This window comes from Serratia sp. JKS000199, assembly GCF_900215455.1.
Taxonomy (GTDB): domain Bacteria; phylum Pseudomonadota; class Gammaproteobacteria; order Enterobacterales; family Enterobacteriaceae; genus Serratia; species Serratia ureilytica.
Genome location: NZ_LT907843.1, coordinates 2,899,441 through 2,921,811, shown reverse-complemented (window position 1 = coordinate 2,921,811; position 22,371 = coordinate 2,899,441). Strand labels below are relative to the sequence as shown.

Below are 22,371 nucleotides of genomic sequence, written 5' to 3'. Positions count from 1 at the left end.
ATCAGGCTTTGGCCAGCTCTGCCGCCTGTGCCGTTTCTTCGCTTTCCACTTCCACGGCTTTCGGCGCTTTGATGAACAGCGTAATCAGTAAGGAGGCGGCGGACAGGACGCCAATCACCATGAAGGTGGCGTGGAAGCCGCCGAAGTATTTGGCGACGAACGAACCGGCCAGCGCGCCCAGGCCGAAGCCCTGGTAGATGATGCCGTAGTTCTTGCTGTGGTTTTTCAGACCGAAGAAGTCGCCGACAATCGCCGGGAACACGGTGATGTTGCCGCCGAAGCAGAAGGCCACTGCGCCGACGCAGATGAAGAACAGCGTGTGGTTCAGGGTCATGAAGCTCAGGGCGACAATCGCCAGTACGGTAACCAGCATGGTGAAGCTGATGACGCGCATACGGCCCACTTTATCGGACAGCGTCCCCAGGATGATGCGGCCGGCGGTGTTGAAGATGGCGACGGCGGACACGGTGTTGGCGGCGGTGGCCAAGTCCATCCCGGCCAGTTGAACGCCCATGTCTTTCACTATGCCAATCAGATACAGACCGCTCATGCAGGCGGCAAAGAAGATGGTGAACAGCAGGTAGGCTTCTTTGGTGGCCAGCATCTGGCGCACGCTGAAGTCGTTGCCCAGACCGTTGGCGCCTGGCTGTGCGGCGTTGGTCGCCAGCACCGGCTCTTTCAGCAGCAGGGAGCCGACGACGATCAGGCCCATCACGATGGCACCCCAGTAGAAGAAGGCGCCGGAAACGCCGACGTCGGCGATCAGGGCGGCATTGACGTATTTGAACAGCAGGCTGCCGCTGCCGAAGGCGCCGACGGAGATGCCGGAAATCAGGCCTTTGTTGGCCGGGAACCATTTGATCAGGTTGGACAGGGTGGAGATGTAGGCGATACCGACCGCAAAGCCCACCACCACGCCGGCCAGCAGGTAGATCATGTCGAGAGAGCTGACGTGGGCGCTGGCGATAAGGCCCAGGCCGACCAGGATGCCGGAGCACAGCGTCAGGTTGCGGATGCCGAAGCGTTCTTGCAGCTTACCGGCGAACAGCGTGGCGAAGGCCAGGAAGAAGCTGGTGATGGAGAAGGTGGTGGCGACGTCCGCCAGCCCCCAGTGGAACTTGTCGACCAGCGGCTGGTTGAACAGGCTCCAGGTGTAGATGGTGCCCAGACCCATCTGACAGATGATGGTGCCGAGAACGATTAAGCTGCGATTTGCCGGTTTGGTGTTCATGGCCGGTCTCCTTCCTGTGTGTGCGTTGCCGGGCGTGAGCCGTTGGCTGAAATTTGCGGGGTGAATCAGTGTTCCCGCGGTATGGGCTTATTATATGGCCGGCCCCTGCGGCGGGCGGCGGATCGGGAATGAGTTGCACGACGGAAGGAATGAAATGCATTTTATGCGGCGTGAGTTGCCGTTTTTGCGCCTGAAAGCCCGTGAAATGCCGGGGGTGACACGTGATCTACATCAAAGATATCAACGATTTATTGTTAATCGCCGGTGAACGATTGTGGTGGAATTGTGAAGGATGCGTCTGAAAGGCGTAAATCGGCATTGCGCCTATAGAGCGGCGGTGAGCGCGGGGCTATGTTATCTGCGATCGGACAAGGTCCGCTCTGCAGGAGCCATGAAATGAAAAAAACGCTGTTGTTACTGGCTGCGCTGCTGGCGCTGCCGCTGGCGAGCCAGGCCGACGTCTCCATCGGCGTGAACGTGCCTGGCCTGTCGTTGCATATCGGCGATCGCGACAATCGCGGCCATTACTGGGACGGCTATCGCTGGCGCGATCCGCGCTGGTGGGCCGATCACCGCCGGTATGAACGCCCGCGCGGGTACTATTACGGCCCGCCGCCCCGGGTGATTTACTACGGGCCGCCGCGGCGCGACTGGCGCGACTGGCGCGACCGGCCGCATTACCGCATGCCGCCACCGCCGCCGCCGGGGTATTACTACCGTCCGGGCCCGCGCTGGTAAGCGCTTACAGGCGCATCAGCTTGCGGAACTCTTTCACCTTGCTGCGGCTGACCGGCACTTCAAACTCGAGATCGCTCAGCCGCAGAATGTAGGTATTGTTGAACCAGGGCACGATCTCGCGGATCTTCGCCAGGTTAACGCAGTAAGAGCGGTGGCAGCGGAAGAAATGCTCTTCCGGCAGCCGGCCGTAAAACTCGGTGATGTTCATCGGCATCACGAACTCTTCCCGGCGGGTATAGACCCGCGTCACCTTTTCATCGGCGGCGGCGTAATAGATGTCGTTGATGTCGGTAACGATGATCCGCTCATCTTTGATCAGGTTGATGCTGTGGCTGCCGCGGCTCGGCGCGCTGGCCGGCTCCGTCGCGCCGGCGGGGCGATGATGCAGCGCCTCCAGCTTTTGCAGCATGGTGACGATGCGCGCCTCGTGATAGGGCTTGAGGATATAGTCGAACGCTTCGATCTCGAACGCTTCCACCGCGTGCTCTTTATAGGCGGTGATGAACACGATAGACGGGCGATGCGCGAATTTGCTGATGTTTTGCGCCAGCAACACGCCGTCCAGCGACGGGATGTTGATGTCGAGGAAAATGGCGTCGACCTGGTGAGTCTGCAGGTATTTGAGGACGTCGAGGCCATCCTCGAAGGTGGCGACGATATCGATATTGCTGTGTTTCTTGATCAGGTAGCTGAGTTCTTCCTGCGCGAGGAATTCGTCTTCCACGATAATGGCTTTCATGAGGCCTCCCCGACCGGCGGCGCGCTCGGCTCCTGATGCAGCTTGCCGCCGTTTTTGCTGATGTAGAACGCGATTTCGGTGCCCGGCTCCAGGCGGCGGATATGCAGCCCTTCACCGTACAGCAGCGACACGCGGTGGTGTACGTTGAGCAGGCCGATATTGTGGCCCGGCATCTCGTTGCGCGCCACCCGATCGATGGTTTCCTGATTGATGCCGTGGCCGGTATCCTTCACCGATATTTTCACCCGGTCGCCCTGATCTTTCACTGCGATCACCACTACCCCTTTGCCCTTGCAGGGCTGGATGCCGTGCACGATGGCGTTCTCCACCAGCGGCTGGATCAGCAGACTCGGAATGCGCACCGAGACGTCGTCGTCGATGTCGTAAATCACCGTCAGCTTGGCGCCGAAACGCGCCTGTTCGATGGCGATGTAATCCTGGATCTGATGAAGTTCCTTGCGGATATCGATCAGTTCGTCGTTCAGCTCCAGGTTGTAGCGCAGGTAGCGCGACAGGTTGATGATCAGCTGGCGCGCGGTGTCCGGATTCAGGCGGATGGAGGAAGAGATGGCGTTCAGCGCGTTGAACAGGAAGTGCGGGTTAATCTTGCTCTGCAGCGCGCGCATTTCGGCTTTATCCGCCATCTGACGCAGGTGCTCGATGCGCGAAACCTCCATCTGGGTGGAGATGATCTGCGACAGCCCGACCGCCATCACCTTCAGCGTGTTGGTGATCTGGTGAGCGTGGCAGTAGTAAATTTTCAGCGCGCCGGTCACTTCGCCTTTTTCCCACAGCGGCACCACCAGCTGCGAATGGATCTGCGGCGCGGCCGGGTTTTCCAGGTTGTTTTTGATGATGATTTTGCCGTGGCGAATGCTTTCGCGAGTGACGCGGCTCAGCCCTTCGCGGCCGATCGGGTAGGCTTCGCGCCCTACGCCGACGTAAGCCAGCACCTGATGGGTATCGGTGATCGCCACCGCGTCGGCGCGGATATCCTGGCGGATGATATCGCAGATGGTGGCCAGCGATTCGCTGTTGATGTTGCGGAAATAGGGCAGCGTCTTGTGGGCGATATCCAGCGCCAGCTTGGCCTGGCGCGCGGCGATCACTTCTTTCTCATCCTCGACGCTCTGCACCAGCAGCACGATCAGGCCGATGCACACCGTGCCGAGGATCATCGGCAGGGCGATCTGCGACACGATGTCCAGCCCGAGCTCGGTCGGCTTGGCCCACAGCACGATCAGCAGCATGGTGAGGGATTCGCACAGCATGCCGCCGACGATGCCGGCGCGCCAGCGCTGCTCTTTTTTCACCTTGAGGTTGATGTAACCGGCGCTGATGCCGGCGATGATGCTGGTGATAAGGCAGGGCACCGAGGTGATGCCGCCGATGTCGATCAGATAACGGTGCACCCCGGCGATGATGCCGGTGACGATCCCCACCCAGGGGCCGAACAGGATGCCGCCGGCCATGATGGCGATGACGCGCACGTTGACCAGCGAGCCCTCAACGTTGATGCCGGAGTAGGTGCTGAACAGCGCGAACAGCGAGAAGATTGCCGTGACGATGCCGAGCTCAAGCGGCGTATGGTCTTCTTTTTGCAGCAGTTGGCGGAACAGCCGGGTGCGGGTCAGGAAAAACAGACAGATCAACATCAGCGCGGCGCGATCAAACACCGCCAACAGCATTTCAAAAAAAGGGTGCACGACGGGTTCTCGCTGCGGCCTACGGATGGCGGCAGTATACCACAGCGAAAGGGGCCCGTGGCGTGCGCCACGGGCGGGGGATCAGCCTATGCCGAGCTGCGCTTTGCCCAGCGGCGTCAGCAGGTCGACGGTGGCGCGGCCGTCGAAATCCACCTCGAAGTCGTCGGGGGCGAAGTCCGGCGGCGTTCTGCCGTCGATAAAGCTCGGCAGCTGGCGCTGCAGATAGGCGTCGTTTTTCTCGCAGCCCGGCGCGGCGGCGATGTACATCACGTTGCTGTCGAACTCGCCGTTATGTTCGTTCTCCACCGCGTGGATCACATCGCAGTGCCAAAAGACCGTGTCGCCCGGCTCCAGATCGGGAATAGGGGAAATCCCGCTTAATAAAAGGGGATGCCATTTTTCCGAGATCGACAGCGCGCGACCCGGCGCCGCATCGCACAGATCGTCATCGGCGACGTCGTCCTGCAGCGCGCGCAGCAGCACATAGGCCATGGCGTTGGCGATTGGCACCAGGTTCAGCGTGCCGGCGTTGGTGCGCTGCGGCGTCAGCGCCGTCCAGCCCTGGAAGGTGCGGAACATCGAGCAGACCGCCGGAGAGGCTATCTCGCGCACTTCGGTGCGGCCGTCGGCGGCGAAGGGATCGTACTGCTGCCAGTCGCCGGAGAAGACGTGGCGATACACATAGCGGAAGTTCTCGTCCAGCCAGCGCTCGATGGTGCCGCTGTCGACGTGCGGCGACAGGCCCAGCGACGAGGAGTTCGGCGGGCGGCGGCGGGTGCGATCGGCGTAGGTGGCGACGCGAGTCGGATCGAAATGCTGTTTGCCGTTGCTTTCGGTGGCCCACAGGCTGTTGAGGAACACCTGCACCGCATGCATGCGCGCGTCCTGCCGCGCTTCAACCTGCGGTTTTGACCAATAGATGCCGTAGATCTGTGGCTTGCTGGCGGCCAGCTTGCCGAAATAGTTGTCTTCGGCGGCGTTCTTCAATCGCTCGACGAAGTTGTTGCGATCGAGGTAATCGCCGATTTCTCGGTTCCAGCCCTCGGCTTTGGCGCGCGGAAACACCCCGCGAATAGCGCAGGCGCCGCGTTGTTTGATCAGCGCTTTTTGTTGTTCAGTGACGCGCTGCTGCAGGATATCTTCCGCGTCAATTTGCGGCACCGGGTTGTGGCCGGCGGCCAGTTCGCGGCGAATCTGTTCGACCTGGCCGCGGATGTTCTCTTCCAGCGCCTGGAATACGTCGCGATAGTTGGGCAATGCCTGGCGCAGCTGACGCTTGACGTTAACGATCGCCTGCGGAATATCGTCGATGACTAAAGAGGCCATGGTGTTCTCCTGATGCCGCGTGGGTAACGGCGGCGGGCAGTTGTAGGGAATCGGGCAAGACGTTATGGTTTTGTGGTTTTAACGTAAATGATTATCGGCAACCAATCGGGGAAAATAAAGAGATATCTTTCATTCGTAAGTTCCTCTTTTTCGTTTTTCGGAGATTTTATGAAGCTGGTCACTGAACGACTGCAGTTACAGTCGATAACCGCCGAGGATTGGCCGCTGTTTCTGCGCCTGTACCAAGATCCCGAGGTGATCCGTTACATCTCCGATCCGCGCAGCGAAGCGGAGATCCGCGCACGGTTCGAGGAGCGCCTGCCGGTCTGGGACAAACACGGCGACCAGTGGCTGTGCCTGGTGATGCGTGAGAAGCACAGCGGAGAGGCGGTGGGCATTACCGGCTTTCGCCCGCACTGGGCGCCGTATCGGCAGGCGGAAGTGGGATACGGGAGTTTGCCTTCCGGGCAGGGCAAGGGCTATGGCAAGGAGTCGCTGCGGGCGGTGCTGGATTTTGCGGTGAACGCCTGCGGTTTTCACAAGCTGACCGCCACCGTGACCGCCGGCAACCTCGCCTCGCGCGGCCTGCTGGAGTCGTGCGGTTTCCAGCTGGAGGGCACGCTGCGCGACAACTACCGTCTGGCGGATCAGTGGTGCGACGACTGGCTGTTCGGGCTGCTGGCGGCGGAGTTTCAGAGCGCTAAATAAAAATATCGCGCAGGGTATCGACAAGCTCGTCGGCGCTGCGCTATGTTCGATATTCGGTCAGTTCGCTGGCCAGCGTCGCTCGGACGGTCCGGGCGCTAACGTCTATCGAGGAATCCCCTATGGCTGATAACAGTCCACAGCGCCGTTTCACGCGCATTGAACGCCTTCCCCCTTACGTATTCAACATCACCGCCGAACTGAAGATGGCCGCACGCCGTCGCGGCGAGGATATTATCGACTTCAGCATGGGTAACCCCGACGGCCCGACGCCGCCGCACATCGTGGAAAAACTGTGCGCCGTCGCCCAGCGCGACGACACCCACGGTTATTCCACCTCGCGCGGCATTCCGCGCCTGCGCCGCGCCATTTCGCGCTGGTATGCCGATCGTTATCAGGTGGATATCGATCCGGAAAGCGAAGCCATCGTCACTATCGGTTCGAAAGAGGGGCTGGCGCACCTGATGCTGGCGACCCTCGATCACGGCGATACCGTGCTGGTGCCGAACCCCAGTTACCCGATCCACATTTACGGCGCGGTGATCGCCGGCGCTCAGGTGCGCTCGGTGCCGCTGGTGGACGGCGTGGATTTCTTCGGCGAGCTGGAGCGCGCCATTCGCGAAACCATTCCGCGCCCGAAAATGATGATCCTCGGCTTCCCGTCCAACCCGACCGCGCAGTGCGTGGAGCTGGATTTCTTCGAGCGGGTGGTGGCGCTGGCCAAGCAGTACAACGTGCTGGTGATCCACGATCTGGCCTATGCCGATATCGTCTATGACGGCTGGAAAGCGCCGTCGATCATGCAGGTGCCGGGGGCGAAAGACATTGCGGTGGAGTTCTTCACCCTGTCGAAAAGCTACAACATGGCCGGCTGGCGCATCGGTTTCATGGTCGGCAATCCCGAACTGGTCAGCGCGTTGGCGCGCATCAAGAGCTATCACGACTACGGGACCTTTACGCCGCTGCAGGTGGCGGCCATCGCCGCGCTGGAAGGCGATCAGCAGTGCGTGCGCGATATCGCCGAGCAGTATCGGCAGCGCCGCAATGTGTTGGTGAAAGGGCTGCATGAGGCCGGCTGGATGGTGGAAAACCCGAAGGCGTCGATGTACGTCTGGGCGAAAATTCCCGAACCTTATGCCCATCTCGGTTCGCTGGAGTTCGCCAAACGCCTGCTGGCGGAAGCCAAGGTTTGCGTTTCGCCGGGCATCGGCTTCGGCGACTATGGCGATACCCATGTGCGCTTCGCGCTGATCGAAAATCAGGACCGTATTCGCCAGGCGGTACGCGGCATCAAGGCCATGTTCCGCGCGGACGGGTTGCTGATGCCGGGCAAAGGCGGCGGCGCCAAATAATCCTGTCAGGCCGGACGTTTGTCCGGCCTTATTTTTTCCCGTCCCAAGGTTTTCTTCATTATTTCCCCATTATGCTCGACTACGCTGAATTTTATTTTTTGGATAGAGTGTATGAGCAACCGCTACGCGCGATCGCAAATCGTTTTACATTGGTTGACGCTGCTGATGGTGAGCCTCACCTACGCGGCGATGTTGCTGAAGGATTCGGTGCCGGAGGCGTGGGCGCCGCTGGTCAAAAATCTGCACTTTAATTTTGGGGCTTCGGTTTTTGCCCTGATGCTGATTCGGCTGGCGGTGCGCACCCTCCACGCGACGCCGCCGACCACGCCGCCGCTGGAGGAATGGCAGGAAGTGGGCGCCAAGATCTTCCATTGGCTGCTGTACGTGGTATTCCTGATGTTGCCGCTGCTGGGCGTGTTAACCCTGGCCTACGGCGGGAAATCGTGGACTTTACTGGGGTGGCCGGTACCGCAATGGGTGACGCCGGATCCGGTGATGCGCAAGCTGGTTAAAACGGTTCATGAGACGCTGGCGAATATCGGCTACTTTATCATTGGCGCGCATGCGCTGGCGGCGCTGTATCACCACTACCTGCGCAAGGACGACACCCTGCGCCGCATGATGCCGGGCAAATAACGGCGAACGACGGAAACGACAAAGGGACGCTCGCGCGTCCCTTTGGCTGTGTTCCCGGTCAGGCAACCATCAACATGAAGGTGCCAACCCAGGCAACCAGCATGAATGACACGCCCATCAAAAAATATTTCACTGAACAACTCCTGTCTGGAGTCCTCGCCAGCAATGATCCCGATTGTTGTGCTGAGTGTTTTATGGGCAACCTGTTTGTCGGGCGGGTTCTTCCAAACGAAAGAACAACGTCCTCGCGCGCGGGTTGTCCGGTTGTCGCGCCTCATGCTCCGTGAGGTAAAATCCGAACCGCGACAGGATCGGCGCTAATGTACTCTCAATACTGGTCTGATTTCAATACTGTGTTTTTGATCACAATTTTTGGCTGTTTTTTGAACAGGGCGCGCTGTTTTATAACGCTTTTTATCGGCGGGCGACAGGAACTAGCCCGCCGTGGCGGGCTGTAAAATAAGGGATGAAGCAATGCAGCGGCAGGCGCTCAGGCGACGGCGTTGATGCCGGTCGCCAGAATGACCCAAAAAACGAGACAAGACAGCAGAATAACGGCCCAAATATGACGGCGACTCCACTCCATTTTTAGCCTTCGTTGTTGCGACAGAGGATTAGGTAACGATCACATCGGCGTGAATGGAGGAAAATTTAGCCCCTGCGGATAATATTTTGCTTACCTGTTGCTAACTTATTGGCAAACTTCACTTATTGTCACGCGCACGTCGTAGCCCAACAGATACAGCGCCTGCTCCAACGCTTCCACCTTCGAGGCGTAACCGATATCCAGCAACCGCTCCATTTGCCCGCCGTTGAAACCCAGCTTGCGCGCCAGCGCCGCTTTACCGGTGTTTTTGCGCAGCATGGCGTTGTGCAGTTCGATTTTCAGCGCCACCAGCGCCGGCAGGTGTACCCTCAACTCATCGGCTTGCAGAGGAGAAGGGGCGGGCAGGGGCAAACCTTCATCCATCGTGGCGGCGATGGCGGCCAACAGGCTTTCCTGCGCCTCCAGTTCGATGTCTTCGCGTTTATAGCAGGCGGTTTGCCACTCGGGGAAGTCGCGAAAACCGATCTGCCAGGCGTCGCTGTCGCGATCGAAGGCGTAATGGGCGAAGTAATGGCTGAACATGGCGATCCCTGATTAAAACCTGAATGAGGCGCTATTGTGACGGCACGGCCGGCGGATAGCCATAGCCTTGAGCGGAATGGCGCTCAATCGGTCTGTTCACGCGGCTTGCGTCGCAGCCCGTCGGGCGGCAACAGCAGGGCGCAGACCATGACTGCCAGACTGAACAGCGGCAGCCAGCGCGCTACCGGGCCGGGGGAGTAGTTGTTGAGCACCGAGCAAACATAGCACGCTACGGCCAACGCCCAACCGGGCAGGCCGATATCGTTGAGTCGGAATGCGGTTTTGGCCATGAACCACGTGACCAGGCCGAAACAGAACAACGCCCACACCATAATGCACAGCAGATACAGCAGCACCGAGACGAATTCGGCGCCGTCGCCGTGCGCGTGGGCGCGAAAATGGTTTTTATCCAGATAGGTCGACAGAAACGACAGCAGCACGATACCGATGGCGAAGATCGCCAGCGAGAAAATAAACGGTTTGCGCGAGATGCGCCCACGGTACAGGTCTTTGGCGAGTTGTCCGAGAGATTCCATCACAGTCCATTGTCGTGATCATTGCGGCGATAGCCGGGTGGCAAGCAGTCGGGCATTTTATCGGGGCAAACGTGGGCGTCAAGGTGATAACTTTTCTCATTTAGTTGCGGTTGAGATTCAGCGCGGCCGCACCGGGCGTTCTTTGCCCGTGCAAAACGTCACAATTTGGCACGTTTGGCTACCTGACGCGGTCATTGGCGGCATAATCCTGTTTGTTCGCGTTGAACAATGCATTAACATAACTCCCACTTATCTCTTGCATGGCTATATGGATATCCGATGCGTCACCTGGTTGCGCTTTTACCGCTGATTACCTTGCTTGCTGCCTGTAGCAGCACGCCGAAACCCAGTACCACCGCTACGCCGCAGAGCACCCCGGTAAAGGGCGGCTTTTTGCTGAGCCCGGCGCACAGCGGCGCGCCGCTGGGTGGGGATTTCGCCAATAACCCGAATACCGCGCGCTTTATCGAGAAGATGGTGCAGGAACACGGTTTTGACCGGCAGCAGCTGCACGACGTGCTGGCGCAGGCTCGGCGATTGGATTCGGTGCTGCGGCTGATGGACAGGCAGGCGCCGACGCCGTCTACCCAGGGGCCAACCGGGCCGAATGGCTCCTGGCTGCGCTACCGCAACAAGTTCATCACCCCGGATAACGTGCAAAACGGCGTAGTGTTCTGGAATCAATATCAGGATGCGCTGCAGCGCGCCTGGCAGGTGTACGGCGTGCCGCCGGAGATTATCGTGGGGATTATCGGCGTGGAAACCCGTTGGGGCCGCGTAATGGGTAAAACCCGCATTATCGATGCGCTGGCGACGCTGGCCTTCGACTACCCGCGCCGCGCCGATTACTTCGCCGGTGAGCTGGAAACCTTCTTGCTGATGTCGCGCACCGAAGGCGACGATCCGCTCGAGTTGCGCGGCTCCTTCGCCGGTGCGATGGGCTACGGGCAGTTCATGCCTTCTTCCTTCAAAAGCTATGCGGTCGATTTCAACGGCGATGGGCATATCAACCTGTGGGATCCGGTCGATGCCATCGGCAGCGTGGCCAATTACTTCAAAGCGCACGGCTGGTCCAAAGGCGAGCCGGTCGCCATTCAGGCCAACGGCCAGGCGCCGGGGTTGGAAAACGGCTTCAAGACGCGCTACTCGGTCGCCGCGCTGGCCGAAGCCGGCCTGAGCCCGCAGGGTTCGCTTGGTGATAACCAAGAGGCCAGCCTGCTGCGGCTGGATGTCGGCACCGGCTACCAGTATTGGTACGGTCTGCCGAACTTCTACGTCATCACCCGCTATAACCACAGCACCCATTACGCCATGGCGGTATGGCAACTGGGCGAAGCGGTCGGGCGCTCGGCGCGCGGCGGCTTCTGACGCTGCGTCAATAAACGAAAAAGGCCGCTTGCGCGGCCTTTTTTGCATTCTGAGCAATCAGAAATCGTAGCGCAGACGCACCACGGTCATATCGCCGAGGTTGTCGGTGCTCGATGTCAGCACGTGCTCCACGTCAACGCGGAAACCGTAGTCAAACTGTACGGTCACCCCGAGGCCGTTATCGATGCGCTGGTAGTTGCGGCCGGTGATGTATTCCAGGCGGTCGCCCATGAAGTACGGCATCACCGATTTCACCGCGTACTGACCTACCGGCACGGTATAACCGGCCAGGTATTCGATACCCCACGCATCGCCGGCGAAGTAATTATTGACGTCGGCTTTCTTGGTGGTCAGGAAGTCGTTGTAGTAACCGCCGCCGAAGGTCAGGGTCCAGTTGTCCGGTTTCCAGCTGATGGCGGTGCCGAAAATGTTCTGATCGTAGCTTTTGCTGCCGCTGGTGGACGGGTTGCGCATTTCGGCGCGGGTGTAGTTCCAGGCGGTGCCCCAGGTCAGATCCGGCGTAATGTGGTAATCCACGCCCAGAGAGCCGCCGCCTTTGCGCTTGTAGCGCAGGCCGTTGCCCGGCAGGTAGTCGCTGTCGCTGAACAGGTACGAGGCGTAAACGTCCGCATCGCCGAAGCGGTTCTTGTACTTCAGCATTTTGCGTGAACGGTAAGAGCCGTCGTAGTCGCCGTTAATGCCGTTGCCCGGCGCCTGGGCCAGCATGTCGTAGTCCCAGATATCGGTCTTGGCGCCCACCACGTCATAATAAACGCTGTTCTGCTGACCGAAGGTCATCTGGCCCCAAGTGTTGCTTTTCAGGCCGGTGTACAGCATGCGGCGGCTGGTGTTTCTCGCGCCGTCGGCATAGTGATGATCCCAGTCAAACAGCGCCGGAATGTTCACGCCCAGCTCGTAGTAGCTGATCCAGCTGATATCGTCGAACAGATAGTAGTCCGCCGCGAAACGGAAGCGGGTGCCGCCGTCGAAGCCGTTACGCTTGTACGAGCCCTTGTCACCGTCGCCCGTCATGTTGTTGAACTGCGGACGAATACTGCCGCCAACGGTGAAGTTCAGGCGGCTGAGCGGATCGCCGGCCTGTGGATCTTGCTTCAGCAGGGTGATTTCCGCCTGAGCGGCGAACGACGCGCTGCCGATCGCCAGACCCAGCGCCACCGCTTGAGTCATTACGCGCAATTTCATTGCCATGTGTTATCCCTGTTTTAGGTATGACCGCCCTCATCAGCGCCGCCATGCCGATGTTTTGCGCAGAAAGCTGCGTTTTTGCGCATTTTGACGGTTTTTTTTGGTGTTTTAGCGGCGGGCGGCATTTGTAGCATAAACGGTGAAATAAATAATTACTTTTCTTGCTAATTATTGTCCGGTTTTTGACCATTTCGTGCGGTGAAAGTGGCCGCTCTGCCTCTCTCTCCACTCGGATGAATTCATTTAACGCCAAGGTTTATATTTTTCATTTGTCAGTCACCAACCCCAGCCTGTAATTTCATCCGTGCAAGAGGTAATTAATTTGAGCCTTTTACCGGTGTATTAACGTCAGCCTTTGTCTGCGTAATCGGCCGGCATGAATAAGCGATTGGGAGGTCGCCATGAGAAACCTGTTAATGTTGTTAGTGGGGCTGTTTTCACTGCCGGCGATGGCGGCGGAGTCGCACGTCTGCCATTCTCAAGCTTATGATTATGCAGAGGTTAGTAAGCTAAGGTTGTCTGACGACACTCTGTTTTTCTGCCGCGGCGTGGGGCGCCTGACGATCCCGGAATTGGCGCGAAAAGGCTGGAAGGTGATTCACCTGGCGCAGCAAACTGAATATACCGACTCCGTCGACAGCGATGGCGAAGTTATTAAGCTTTATCAGGAAATCGTGGTGTATAAAGAATAACGCGACGGCAGCCTGTGATTATTTCAACGGCGGCGGGAACCCTATTATGAATGCAAGAATCGGTATCGACGGCAGGGCTGCCGCCGCCATGGTGATGCTATGCGCCATTTGGGGAATGCAGCAGGTGGCGATCAAGGCCGCCGAGTCGGATGTGTCGGCGGTGCTGCAAATTGCCATTCGCTCCGGTCTTGCCGCGCTGGGGGTTTACCTGCTGGCGCGCTGCCGCGGCGAGTGCTTCACCTGGGATCGCGCCACGCTGAGCGCCGGTTTGAGCGTAGGGGCATTGTTCGCGCTGGAGTTCTTTTTTGTCTCCGAAGGGCTGCGCTATACCAGCGCTTCGCATATGGCGGTGTTTTTGTATACCGCGCCGCTGTTTTCCGCTCTCGGCCTGCATTTTCTGATTCGCCAGGAACGCCTGTCGCCGGTGCAGTGGCTTGGCATGCTCATCGCCTTTGGCGGCGTGGTGTTGGCCATATCGGGCATGGCTGAGGGCAGCGGCGCTGCAGCTCGGTTGAAGGGCGATCTCTACGGTCTGCTGGCGGGGATCGCCTGGGGCGGTTCTACGCTGGTGATCCGTACCACGCGTCTGGCGGAGTGCCCGGCTAAACAGACGCTGCTGTTCCAGTTGACGGGCGCCTGCGTGCTGCTGTCGTTGCTGGCGATAGCGTCGGGCAATTTGCACGTCGTTCTGAGCCGGGTGGCCTGGAGTAGCCTGCTGTTCCAAACGGTGATCGTGTCGTTTTTCAGTTACCTGATCTGGTTTTCACTGTTGCGTCGTTATCAGGCGTCCTCGCTGGGCATTCTCACCTTTATGACGCCGGTATTCGGCATCCTGGCGGGCGTCGTCATGCTCGGCGAGCCGCTGCAAATTGAGTTTGTATTGGGTGCCGTGCTGATCGTGCTGGGGTTAATCGTGGTGAGTTGTTCATATCTTATTTATTTTGACCGTAGGGTGGCACCAAAAATATAAATTATGGATGTTGATGTACAGAATTACCAAATAAGCTGCGAAAGCCAATTCATTATTCAGATGCAAATATCCCGCTATGCCTGGGGCGTGCCGTTGATTACGCTCAGCGATAACGGTGACTTTACCGTGATAAGAAGCCGAGGTTGGTCGAAATTGGCTAACGGGATGCCGCTGGAGGTTTATTACTTTGCCAATAATTCCCTGCTGACCTGGGATAAAAATCGCAAATATATCTCTTATTCAAAGGCCGGCCGGCTCTATGCCTGCGCGTTGCATTTTTCTTATTCTCCCAAAGTATGGCGATAACCCTCTGGCCATCAGACCAGAGGGGATATTTTCATGATCCACTGCTTAAACGCGAGGATCTTCGGCCACTGCCGCTCGGAGATGGTCGAGGTAAAATAGCAGTGTTCGCAGGGCACGGTCATATCGGCGAACGGAATGATCAGCTCGCCGCTTTTGATCCAGTCCTGCACCAGATTAAGCCGCCCCATGGCGACGCCAAGGTGCCGCGTAGCGGCCAGCACCGCGAGATCGGAACGGTCGAACTCCATACTTTTACTGTCGGTATCCAGCCCCAGCGCAAAGTGTTGTGACCAGGTTTGCCACTCATCTTCGCCGGAGTTGTAGCGATCGTGCAGCAGCGTACAGTGAGCCAGGTTTTCCGGCGCATCATACAGATTGTGTGCGGCGGCGTACTGCGGCGTGCAGATCGGCACCATCGATTCCTGCATAAAGGCTTCTTCCAGATGCCGCCCCGAGCGCAGTTTGCCGAAGTACATCGCCAGATCCACGCCGCGGTTGGCCAGGTTGATGATTTCCTGCCCGGTCAGAATGTTGAGGTGAATGGTGGGGTGCTGGGCGATAAAATCGCCGATGCGCGGCAGCAGCAGACATTGCACCAGGGACGGGTGCGAGTAGAGGGTCAAGGTCCCCGTCAACTCGCGATTTTTGATGTCCAGGATTTCCTGATTCAAGGTGTTGAAGGAGCTGTCCAGCGCCCATTGCATACGCTCGCCCTCCGGCGTCAGCGTAATTCTGCGATGAAAGCGTTGGAATAGCAGAAACCCCAATTCCTTTTCGAGCAAATTAATGCGGTGGCTCACGGCGCTGGGGGTGATCGACAATTCTTGTGCCGCCAGCGCAAAAGATAAATGACGGGCGACGCATTCGAAAGTATGCAGCCTGGAAAATTGATAGCTGGTCAGCGGGGTCGCCCGCTGCGAATGTTTTTTACTGGGGAACATGCTATTTCTCCGTGCGCATAATCCGGCAATATTAACATTTAATGGCACGGAGGATAAACCCAGCCTGATTGATATATTCGGTTTTTATGCCGAGGAATTTCGTTATGTTGAGGGTAAATTAACTTACTGGCATAACAAGCAGAAATAACAGGCACAGGGGGCGTTGATTGAGAGGGCGATGATAATCAGCAATAGGACGAATATAATAAAAGAGGTGCCGTTAAGCAGCGAGTAAAGGCGGTGTGCGACAGCCTGAACGATAAAGGCTCATGTTCCATGCGGGATAGAATGGTTTCGCCATAATAATCCGTGGCATGGCGACGCAGAGCATGCGTTAAGCCCGGATGCCAACGAGAGGGAGGCAGCAATCCCCCGCCTGGCAAAGAACCGTGCCCGGTGGCTGCCCACCGGACACGGCATTCAGGGAAAAGCGGTTTGCTCGTCGGCGCCCATCAACGGCGACGCAGCAGCAGGCCGGCCAACAGACCTGCGCCGGCAACGAGTGCCAACGCGGCGAGGGGATTTTTCTTCATCATGCTGCCGGCGCAGCTCAGGGCGTCGCCGTATTTTTCTTGCAGCGCGCCCACTGCCTGGCGCGTGACGCCTTCGGCCTGCCAACGTTCGTTGCCGCTGACGTCGCCCGCGATTTCCTGCGCTTTGCCCGCCACTTTTTCCATCATGCCATTGGCTTTTTCGCTGTTCATTATGATGCGCTCCTTAGGTTCGATCCGTTTGGCGTTCGCACAGGGCGAAAGCCTGCATTTGCACCGCCATGTTATGCACTTCACTCGGTGCTCATAAGGGGCGTTTGCATCGGTATGGCTAGTGCATTTGCAGGCTACTTGCCATTCATCGAGGCTGGTCCGCCGGTAAACAGCCCGCGTTCTCTGGCCCATACGATGGCTTCGCTGCGGCTGTGCACGCCGAGTTTGGAATAGACCGTCGCGACATGATTGCGAATGGTGTTGAGCGCCAGATTGAGGCGCGCCGCGATTTTCTTGTCCGGCAGTCCCTCGCAGATCAAACCCAGCACATCGCGCTCGCGCGGGGTGAGATCGTTGGCGGCAAACCCGGTCTGGTTGGACCGATTGATGCTTTTCACATTAGCCAGTTTTTCGATCAGGGTTTGGCTAAACCACGAGGCGTCCTGCATCACTTCCTCGATGGCGTTCACCAGCTCCAGCTCCGAGCGCTTGCGTTCGGTAATGTCCATGAGCACCAACAGATAGCAGGGCGCATTATGGATGCTGACGGCATCCGCCGAGGCCACGCAGTCGATTAACTCGCTCCCTTTCTTGCGCACCCGGATGTCCATCCCTTCGACATTGCCGGTTTTTTCCAGGGCGGCAAACAAACGGCTGCCCGCCTCGGGATCGTCAAAAACCGGGATCTCGTCGACCGATTTGCCGACCAAGGCTTCGGCGTCGCATTCGATGGCGCGGACGAAGGCTTCGTTAACATCCAGCACGCGCCGCCCGTCTGCGGTGCACACCAGCGTTGGCACCGGGCTCAGGCGGAAAGATTTGGCGAACCGCTCTTCACTTTCTCGCAGCGCCGATTCAGCCTGGCGCCGGGGTTCGAGATCGGTAAACGTGAACAGCATGCAGTCGTCTTCATTGATGTCCAACGGTTGACCGGCAACCACCACCAGCTTGCTGCCTCCATCGGGCAGTTTCAGCTCGGCCTCCATCTGCGGAATGGTGGCGCCTTCCCCCAGGCGCTGCACGGCCAGCTCTTTATGCTCGGCCTGTTGCAGGACGTCCAGTTCATAAACCGAACGCCCCAAGACCTGTTCACGTTGGTAACCGGTCATATCAAGGAACCCTTGATTGACCTTGACGTAGCGCAGATCGCTGAGCCGACAGATGACCGCCGGCGCCGGATTGGCGTTAAAGGTTTTTTCAAAGCGCTGTTCGGCGCTGGCCCACTCCGTCGCGTCGCTCATGATCAGCGCCAGCAGCTCCGGCTGCCCCTGCGGATCGGTGACGATCAGGCTCCGCAGGCGGTGCACCCAGAAACTGTCCGGATCGTCGACCTGGCGAACTTCCACCACCACATCGGTGAAGGTCTCGCCATCGGCAACCCGGTTCAAAGGGTACTGCTCCAAAGCCAGCGGATGGTTGTTGCGATAGCGCAGGGCAAAACGCGCCGCGTACTCGCCGGCATTGGCCCCCAGGGCTTGCTGGTGGCTCACGCCATGCATGGCTAACGCGGCCTCGTTGGCCCATAGCAGGGTTTGATCGGTATCCGTCAGGATCACGCCGTCGGACAAGCCGGAGATGATTTGCTGCAGGTGGCCGCGGTTGGTTTCGCTGGCCAAGACGGATTGGCTCATGTGTTCTCCGCTAGACAGAAGGGGAGCGGCCTCTCTAGGGGCCGCGGGTTACGCTACTCGCTGAGCAGCTTAGTGCATAACGTGCGTATTCGCAGGGTGTGAATGCACCAGGCGTTCTGGTGCAAATGAACCGGGACGGCCGATGATGTCGCGCGGCAGACTGAATTTGTCTGCGCGGTTTTCTGCCGTGCGTGCAATCACTTGTCCAGAAAATATAAGGAACAACGATGACCACTGTCTATGAATCAAATCGCTTTGCGTTTCAGGTGTCATGGGGCTCGATATTGGCCGGGAGTGCCGTGGCGCTGGTGACTTATCTGATATTCAGCGTGCTGGGGACGGCGATCGGCGCCCAGGCCGTGGATATGATGCAAAAGGGCAACCCGCTGAGCGGATTTGGCACCGGCACCGGGATCTGGCTGCTGGTTTCAACGCTGGCGTCGTTGGCCGCAGGCGCGTTCGTCGCCGGCCGCACCGCGCCGAATCGCGGCGGCTTGCATGGCCTGTTGAGCTGGGCGATCACCACCTTGCTGACCACCTGGTTGATGGTGTCGCTGGCAAGCGGCGTGGTGGGGCTGGCTGGCAACGCGGTTGGCAAAGGGCTCTCGCTGGCGGGCAGCGGCCTGGCGGCGGCGGCGCCAAGCGTGGGCGACAGCCTGAAGCAACAGTTGGATAAAAATGGCATCAGCCTGGACTGGGGAAACCTGGAAAGCCAGTTGAACGCAACGCTTAAGCAGACCGGTAAGCCGGAGCTGGATCCGGCTCGGTTGGAGCAGAAAGCCAATCGGGCGGCCGCCGACGGCAAACAGTCGGCCGTGGATGCTGCGGCCGATCCGGCGCAGGCCGCCACCGAGCTTAAGCAGTGGTTCGAGCGCGTTAAGCAGTCCGGTGAGCCGACGTTGAGCGCCGCCGATAAGGACGCGCTGGTGAATATTGTTGCGGCACGCACCGGCAAGAGCCGTGATGAAGCGAGCCAAATCGTCGATAACTACGCCCAGGCTTATCAGCAGGCGGTGCAGAAGGTGGAAAAACTCAAGGCCGAGGCCGAGCAGAAAGCGCGTGAAGCGGCTGATGAAGCGGCCAAGCAACTCTCTCGCGCCGCGTGGGGCTCACTGCTGATACTGCTGCTGGGCGCTGCGTTGAGCGCCGGCGTGGGGCGAATTGCCGAGTCAACCCGCCGTACCGTCACGGTGAGTTGAGATGGGCAAAAACCTGTCGTGCATCTCGCTGAATTATCGAAAAGTGGCGGGAGCGTCTGCGCCCGTACTGGTCATCGATTTTTGCAACGAGAACAACGAGCGCTACACCTTGCGCTATAACTTGCCGCCGGATACCCCGGAACGGACCGAGCGACGGGTGTCCTTGCTGCTGTATCTGTTGCGTAAGCACAGAGCGGCAGAGATCGACAACCTGACGGACTAATCCGCTCATTGGATGAAAAGCCCAGCTTTGCGTGCTGGGCTTTTTTTTGAGGAGCGGGCGGTTACGGTAACAAACTATGGCGCGTATCGGCTTGGCGCTTGACGGCGGAGAGGCTGGCGCGGTGCGGGAGCATCAATGCCCCCGGGACGGGAAGGCAATATATGACCTCTAACATGATTTGTTGATGCATCCGCTTTTTCTGTGCAGGGAAAGATAAAAAAGAAACTCACTGTTGCGACACGTGATTATTAAGCCTGATGTTCAGGCTTTGCGTTTATTCCTCTCAGTTTCCTTAGCCACGGCTCAGGCTTTACCCATTAGCTGCAATAAGTGTTATCAACAATCAAGGCTATAAAATGCGATTTAATTTCTGATGATGAAATTCCTATTCGGCCATGCAATTGATGCGATAAAAAACACTTTAAGATAAAAAATTTAACAGAAAGTGTGATTCTCACTGGCGGCGCAAGTGCTCCTTCAATAGATGCACTTTGTGTCGTTAAATTTTGTTTTTCTATTTTCTTGTGGGTGGATTTATATAACATGATCATTTTCAGTTATTTATATAATGACCTCTTGGAGGGTGTGAGAATAAAAAGAAGAGGGCGTGATTTTTTAGGATTAATCTTAATGACTTAATTTCTTCGCTTAACGATTTTAATGAAAAGGATACGGCTTTTATAAATGCAAGGAGCGCACATGGATTACAGAAGAGATATTCTTTTACAAGTATTGGAGTATATGGAAAAGAATATTGTGGAAGGGCTTTCGGTTGAGAAGGTTTCAATTATCTCGGGTTACTCTAAATGGCATTTACAGCGGTTGTTTAAGCATTATTTTGGCATTACGCTCGGGACGTATATCAGGAATAGAAAGCTGAGCCGATCGGCTGTCTTGCTCAAACAGCATCAAGGGAACATATTGGATGTCGCCTTGGCATCGGGGTTTGCCTCTCAGCAATGCTACACCCGGGCATTCAAACGTTTCTTTGGCGAAACGCCCAACAGCTTTAGAAACAGCCGGGGATGGGATTTTTCCACGCAGATCCCCCCGTACGGCAACGATAATAAACCCTATTTCTATCATACGGTCATGCCGGATGACATCGAGATGCTGAAGCATTACAAAACATTAATTTTCCATTCTATAAGGAAATACAGAGATGCCAATGATATTGCGCAGACTAATGAGAAACGGCTAAGCAAAAATTGGGGGGCATATAATGTAGAGAAAAGCAGGGGGAATAAATGCCATGCCAACGGCAAGGAGCAGGCGGTTTTTCACTCCATCTTCAACTTCTATATCCCAATGGGCAAATATATTGTTATTCCCTTTATGGGCGAGTTGCCTGAGTACGTTAATTTTTTTGAGGGGATATATGACGCTTACTTGCCGGCTATCAACGCCAAAATGAGGGAAAGCTTCTTTATCGAGCTATATAGAGATGAAAATTCAAACAGTAAAGTTATCAATGTCGATATACTTATTCCTGTGACGTAGTGATGGAAAAGGAGACGTCATGGATAGAGAAAATCGCCCCGATTCGATGAATAAACGGCACCGCGCACTCCTGCTACTGTATTTAAGGCTGTCTGCCTTTGGCCGAATCATCGTCGCCGGTTTAGGAAAACGGGCCATTCAATTCATGCTGGCATTTATTCTGTTCATGTTTTCAGGAAATGCGATGGCCAATAATCGGGAACATCAGCCAATCGTGTTGGCAGGAATGACCTGGATGGCGTGCCTGCACCCGCAGGGATGAAATTAGGGCTGAATAAGGGATTGGAGCAGGGTCCGCGGGCGGTCGATGCGCATTGGCTCGATAAGGAAAAATGGCGTCCCCGACTGGAATCGAACCAGTAACTAGCCCTTAGGAGGGGCTTGTTATATCCGTTTAACTACGGGGACGCTGCGTACCGGCAACCGAAGCTGCCGGGGCATTATACCTTTTTTTACCCGCAGAATAAGCGCTTAGCGGCGCGTTTGCTCAATACCTCGCCAGTTCGCGCCGAAATTTCCTCGGCTAACCGACGGCGATCACGATTTTTCCCCGCCGTGGCGCCGTTTTTCCTCTTGCAGGCGCGCCGCCTTATTTTTGGCGCTCAAATCGTTGCGGATTTGCGCGTGGCTTATCAGCGCAAAGATAAAGGTGCCGCCGATGATGTTGCCCGCCAGCGTCGGCAGGGCGAACGGATAAACGAATGCTTGCCATCCCATCGCGCCGTTGAACACCAGATACAGGATCTCCACCGAGCCGACCACGATATGCGTCAAATCGCAAATCGCCACCAGGTAGGTCATCAACACGATCACCCAGATTTTCGCCGCGCCGGCGGCCGGGAACATCCATACCATGGTGGCGATGATCCAGCCGGCCAGGATGCCGTTGGCGAACATTTCTCCCGGCGTATGGCGCATCACCTCTTCGCCCAGACTGATGAAGGCGCGGCGCGTTTCGGCGTCGAACAGCGGCATATGGGTAAACGCCAGTGCCGCCAGCGCGGTGCCGATCAGATTGCCGAGCAGCACCACGCCCCACAGGCGCAGTAGGATAAGCAGGTTGCGCGGCGTGGGCTTATGCATGATCGGCAACACCGCCGTGACGGTGTTTTCGGTAAACAGCTGCTGGCGCGCCATAATGACAATGATAAAACCGAAGGTGTAGCCGAGGTTCTCAATGAAAAAGCGGCTGGGATCGTCCGGCAAGCGGGCGTGGAAAATGCCTTTCGCCGCCAGCGAGGCGCCCATCGACAGCCCGGCGGCGATCGCCGACCACAGCAGCGCCAGCCCGTCGCGCTCTAGCTCTTTTTCGCCTTCCATCCGGATCTGCTCATGCACCGCTGCCGCGCGCGAAGGCAAATTTTCTTCCCTGACTTCGATTTCGCGTTTGCCCTGTTCCTGCTCTTCGCTCTCTACCTGCATTGTCTCATCCGGCTCGTGCTCCTGGCGTGGCTGTTCGTTCATGCTGTCGCTCCTGCTCAATAAGGGTGAGTTCACGTCATTAAGCGTAGTTGCCCGGTCTAAATGCGGCGA

At 57.6% G+C, this 22,371-nt stretch carries 24 protein-coding genes and 1 tRNA gene; 12 read left to right on the top strand and 13 right to left on the bottom strand.

The genetic code is table 11. From position 1 onward, the window contains the following. Position 1: 1 nt before the first annotated feature. On the bottom strand, positions 2-1,231 hold the full coding sequence (locus CPH57_RS13930) for an OFA family MFS transporter (RefSeq protein ID WP_033643939.1): 1,230 nt from the start codon (positions 1,229-1,231) through the stop codon (positions 2-4). Positions 1,232-1,627: 396 nt separating this feature from the next. Here CPH57_RS13930 and CPH57_RS13925 point away from each other — a divergent pair, with 396 nt between their 5' ends. Then, positions 1,628-1,969, top strand: coding sequence for a DUF2502 domain-containing protein (locus tag CPH57_RS13925; RefSeq protein ID WP_060660407.1), 342 nt, complete (start codon positions 1,628-1,630; stop codon positions 1,967-1,969). A gap of 4 nt (positions 1,970-1,973) precedes the next feature. Here the strand turns inward: CPH57_RS13925 and CPH57_RS13920 are convergent, their stop codons facing one another. The 3 genes from CPH57_RS13920 to CPH57_RS13910 form a co-directional block, all read right to left on the bottom strand. Continuing rightward, a complete protein-coding gene (locus tag CPH57_RS13920; protein ID WP_025303751.1) occupies positions 1,974-2,708 on the bottom strand; it encodes a LytTR family DNA-binding domain-containing protein in 735 nt (244 codons plus the stop codon). Next, positions 2,705-4,396: a sensor histidine kinase gene (locus CPH57_RS13915; RefSeq protein ID WP_025303750.1), complete on the bottom strand. Its 1,692-nt coding sequence runs from the start codon at positions 4,394-4,396 to the stop codon at positions 2,705-2,707. The genes CPH57_RS13920 and CPH57_RS13915 overlap by 4 nt, the downstream gene beginning before the upstream one ends. 99 nt (positions 4,397-4,495) lie before the next feature. Then, positions 4,496-5,740, bottom strand: a complete 1,245-nt coding sequence (locus CPH57_RS13910) for a DUF1479 domain-containing protein (protein WP_096242469.1) — start codon at positions 5,738-5,740, stop codon at positions 4,496-4,498. Positions 5,741-5,908: 168 nt separating this feature from the next. On the opposite strand from CPH57_RS13910, the gene CPH57_RS13905 reads away from it, so the two are divergent. The 3 genes from CPH57_RS13905 to CPH57_RS13895 all read left to right on the top strand — a co-directional run bounded on the left by CPH57_RS13905 (position 5,909) and on the right by CPH57_RS13895 (position 8,433). Next, positions 5,909-6,448, top strand: a complete 540-nt coding sequence (locus CPH57_RS13905; protein ID WP_072627244.1) for a GNAT family N-acetyltransferase — start codon at positions 5,909-5,911, stop codon at positions 6,446-6,448. 119 nt (positions 6,449-6,567) lie between these two features. Beyond that, complete coding sequence (alaC, locus tag CPH57_RS13900) at positions 6,568-7,797, top strand: alanine transaminase (protein WP_033643934.1); 1,230 nt, start codon at positions 6,568-6,570, stop codon at positions 7,795-7,797. Positions 7,798-7,908: 111 nt separating this feature from the next. Then, complete coding sequence (locus CPH57_RS13895) at positions 7,909-8,433, top strand: cytochrome b (protein ID WP_096242468.1); 525 nt, start codon at positions 7,909-7,911, stop codon at positions 8,431-8,433. Positions 8,434-8,491: 58 nt separating this feature from the next. Here CPH57_RS13895 and ypdK read toward each other — a convergent pair whose 3' ends face one another. The 3 genes from ypdK to CPH57_RS13885 form a co-directional block, all read right to left on the bottom strand. After that, positions 8,492-8,566 carry a membrane protein YpdK gene (ypdK, locus tag CPH57_RS24385; RefSeq protein WP_099782600.1) on the bottom strand — a complete coding sequence of 25 codons (75 nt, stop codon included), beginning with the start codon at positions 8,564-8,566 and terminating at the stop codon, positions 8,492-8,494. Between the two features lie 558 nt (positions 8,567-9,124). Further along, positions 9,125-9,562, bottom strand: a complete 438-nt coding sequence (locus CPH57_RS13890) for an antitoxin HicB (protein ID WP_033651988.1) — start codon at positions 9,560-9,562, stop codon at positions 9,125-9,127. An 83-nt stretch (positions 9,563-9,645) separates the two neighbouring features. Next, complete coding sequence (locus CPH57_RS13885) at positions 9,646-10,098, bottom strand: DUF805 domain-containing protein (RefSeq protein ID WP_033643931.1); 453 nt, start codon at positions 10,096-10,098, stop codon at positions 9,646-9,648. Between the two features lie 279 nt (positions 10,099-10,377). Between CPH57_RS13885 and mltB the strand changes: the two genes are divergently transcribed. Next, a complete protein-coding gene (gene mltB / locus CPH57_RS13880) occupies positions 10,378-11,466 on the top strand; it encodes a lytic murein transglycosylase B (RefSeq protein WP_046687577.1) in 1,089 nt (362 codons plus the stop codon). 57 nt (positions 11,467-11,523) lie between these two features. On the opposite strand, the gene CPH57_RS13875 is transcribed toward mltB, so the two are convergent. Next, entirely contained in the window at positions 11,524-12,675 is a 1,152-nt protein-coding gene (locus tag CPH57_RS13875) for a porin (RefSeq protein WP_033632458.1), read from the bottom strand. A gap of 398 nt (positions 12,676-13,073) precedes the next feature. Here CPH57_RS13875 and CPH57_RS13870 point away from each other — a divergent pair, with 398 nt between their 5' ends. Genes CPH57_RS13870 through CPH57_RS13860 form a run of 3 tightly spaced genes read left to right on the top strand, consistent with a single transcriptional unit; the run spans position 13,074 to position 14,640 of the window. Continuing rightward, on the top strand, positions 13,074-13,364 hold the full coding sequence (locus tag CPH57_RS13870) for a hypothetical protein (protein ID WP_033643929.1): 291 nt from the start codon (positions 13,074-13,076) through the stop codon (positions 13,362-13,364). 46 nt (positions 13,365-13,410) lie between these two features. Continuing rightward, complete coding sequence (locus CPH57_RS13865; protein WP_096242467.1) at positions 13,411-14,334, top strand: DMT family transporter; 924 nt, start codon at positions 13,411-13,413, stop codon at positions 14,332-14,334. 3 nt (positions 14,335-14,337) lie between these two features. Then, entirely contained in the window at positions 14,338-14,640 is a 303-nt protein-coding gene (locus CPH57_RS13860; RefSeq protein WP_042785132.1) for a hypothetical protein, read from the top strand. A gap of 11 nt (positions 14,641-14,651) precedes the next feature. Here the strand turns inward: CPH57_RS13860 and dsdC are convergent, their stop codons facing one another. From dsdC to CPH57_RS13845, 3 genes are all read right to left on the bottom strand, one after another. Continuing rightward, complete coding sequence (gene dsdC / locus CPH57_RS13855) at positions 14,652-15,581, bottom strand: DNA-binding transcriptional regulator DsdC (protein WP_033651984.1); 930 nt, start codon at positions 15,579-15,581, stop codon at positions 14,652-14,654. Positions 15,582-16,033: 452 nt separating this feature from the next. Next, complete coding sequence (locus CPH57_RS13850) at positions 16,034-16,285, bottom strand: CsbD family protein (protein WP_033643925.1); 252 nt, start codon at positions 16,283-16,285, stop codon at positions 16,034-16,036. Positions 16,286-16,419: 134 nt separating this feature from the next. Then, a complete protein-coding gene (locus tag CPH57_RS13845; RefSeq protein ID WP_046687575.1) occupies positions 16,420-17,916 on the bottom strand; it encodes a PAS domain S-box protein in 1,497 nt (498 codons plus the stop codon). Positions 17,917-18,143: 227 nt separating this feature from the next. Here CPH57_RS13845 and CPH57_RS13840 point away from each other — a divergent pair, with 227 nt between their 5' ends. The 4 genes from CPH57_RS13840 to CPH57_RS13825 all read left to right on the top strand — a co-directional run bounded on the left by CPH57_RS13840 (position 18,144) and on the right by CPH57_RS13825 (position 21,100). Further along, entirely contained in the window at positions 18,144-19,115 is a 972-nt protein-coding gene (locus CPH57_RS13840; protein ID WP_096242466.1) for a hypothetical protein, read from the top strand. Between the two features lies 1 nt (position 19,116). Next, a complete protein-coding gene (locus CPH57_RS13835; protein WP_033643922.1) occupies positions 19,117-19,338 on the top strand; it encodes a hypothetical protein in 222 nt (73 codons plus the stop codon). 699 nt (positions 19,339-20,037) lie between these two features. Then, positions 20,038-20,838 (top strand): helix-turn-helix domain-containing protein, encoded by an 801-nt coding sequence (locus CPH57_RS13830; protein ID WP_033643921.1) that lies wholly within the window; start codon positions 20,038-20,040, stop codon positions 20,836-20,838. Between the two features lie 19 nt (positions 20,839-20,857). Further along, positions 20,858-21,100: a hypothetical protein gene (locus CPH57_RS13825; protein WP_096242465.1), complete on the top strand. Its 243-nt coding sequence runs from the start codon at positions 20,858-20,860 to the stop codon at positions 21,098-21,100. Positions 21,101-21,171: 71 nt separating this feature from the next. Here the strand turns inward: CPH57_RS13825 and CPH57_RS13820 are convergent. Both CPH57_RS13820 and CPH57_RS13815 read right to left on the bottom strand, forming a co-directional pair. After that, a tRNA-Arg gene (locus tag CPH57_RS13820) sits at positions 21,172-21,246 on the bottom strand. 129 nt (positions 21,247-21,375) lie between these two features. Beyond that, entirely contained in the window at positions 21,376-22,302 is a 927-nt protein-coding gene (locus CPH57_RS13815) for a formate/nitrite transporter family protein (protein WP_033651978.1), read from the bottom strand. Positions 22,303-22,371 lie beyond the last annotated feature (69 nt).

Bases quoted from the DNA above. Each gene is read 5' to 3' on its own strand.
- CPH57_RS13930 (WP_033643939.1), bottom strand. From the start codon at position 1,231: ATGAACACCAAACCGGCAAATCGCAGCTTAATCGTTCTCGGCACCATC.
- CPH57_RS13925 (WP_060660407.1), top strand. From the start codon at position 1,628: ATGAAAAAAACGCTGTTGTTACTGGCTGCGCTGCTGGCGCTGCCGCTG.
- CPH57_RS13920 (WP_025303751.1), bottom strand. From the start codon at position 2,708: ATGAAAGCCATTATCGTGGAAGACGAATTCCTCGCGCAGGAAGAACTC.
- CPH57_RS13915 (WP_025303750.1), bottom strand. From the start codon at position 4,396: ATGCTGTTGGCGGTGTTTGATCGCGCCGCGCTGATGTTGATCTGTCTG.
- CPH57_RS13910 (WP_096242469.1), bottom strand. From the start codon at position 5,740: ATGGCCTCTTTAGTCATCGACGATATTCCGCAGGCGATCGTTAACGTC.
- CPH57_RS13905 (WP_072627244.1), top strand. From the start codon at position 5,909: ATGAAGCTGGTCACTGAACGACTGCAGTTACAGTCGATAACCGCCGAG.
- alaC (WP_033643934.1), top strand. From the start codon at position 6,568: ATGGCTGATAACAGTCCACAGCGCCGTTTCACGCGCATTGAACGCCTT.
- CPH57_RS13895 (WP_096242468.1), top strand. From the start codon at position 7,909: ATGAGCAACCGCTACGCGCGATCGCAAATCGTTTTACATTGGTTGACG.
- CPH57_RS13890 (WP_033651988.1), bottom strand. From the start codon at position 9,562: ATGTTCAGCCATTACTTCGCCCATTACGCCTTCGATCGCGACAGCGAC.
- CPH57_RS13885 (WP_033643931.1), bottom strand. From the start codon at position 10,098: ATGGAATCTCTCGGACAACTCGCCAAAGACCTGTACCGTGGGCGCATC.
- mltB (WP_046687577.1), top strand. From the start codon at position 10,378: ATGCGTCACCTGGTTGCGCTTTTACCGCTGATTACCTTGCTTGCTGCC.
- CPH57_RS13875 (WP_033632458.1), bottom strand. From the start codon at position 12,675: ATGGCAATGAAATTGCGCGTAATGACTCAAGCGGTGGCGCTGGGTCTG.
- CPH57_RS13870 (WP_033643929.1), top strand. From the start codon at position 13,074: ATGAGAAACCTGTTAATGTTGTTAGTGGGGCTGTTTTCACTGCCGGCG.
- CPH57_RS13865 (WP_096242467.1), top strand. From the start codon at position 13,411: ATGAATGCAAGAATCGGTATCGACGGCAGGGCTGCCGCCGCCATGGTG.
- CPH57_RS13860 (WP_042785132.1), top strand. From the start codon at position 14,338: ATGGATGTTGATGTACAGAATTACCAAATAAGCTGCGAAAGCCAATTC.
- dsdC (WP_033651984.1), bottom strand. From the start codon at position 15,581: ATGTTCCCCAGTAAAAAACATTCGCAGCGGGCGACCCCGCTGACCAGC.
- CPH57_RS13850 (WP_033643925.1), bottom strand. From the start codon at position 16,285: ATGAACAGCGAAAAAGCCAATGGCATGATGGAAAAAGTGGCGGGCAAA.
- CPH57_RS13845 (WP_046687575.1), bottom strand. From the start codon at position 17,916: ATGAGCCAATCCGTCTTGGCCAGCGAAACCAACCGCGGCCACCTGCAG.
- CPH57_RS13840 (WP_096242466.1), top strand. From the start codon at position 18,144: ATGACCACTGTCTATGAATCAAATCGCTTTGCGTTTCAGGTGTCATGG.
- CPH57_RS13835 (WP_033643922.1), top strand. From the start codon at position 19,117: ATGGGCAAAAACCTGTCGTGCATCTCGCTGAATTATCGAAAAGTGGCG.
- CPH57_RS13830 (WP_033643921.1), top strand. From the start codon at position 20,038: ATGGATTACAGAAGAGATATTCTTTTACAAGTATTGGAGTATATGGAA.
- CPH57_RS13825 (WP_096242465.1), top strand. From the start codon at position 20,858: ATGGATAGAGAAAATCGCCCCGATTCGATGAATAAACGGCACCGCGCA.
- CPH57_RS13815 (WP_033651978.1), bottom strand. From the start codon at position 22,302: ATGAACGAACAGCCACGCCAGGAGCACGAGCCGGATGAGACAATGCAG.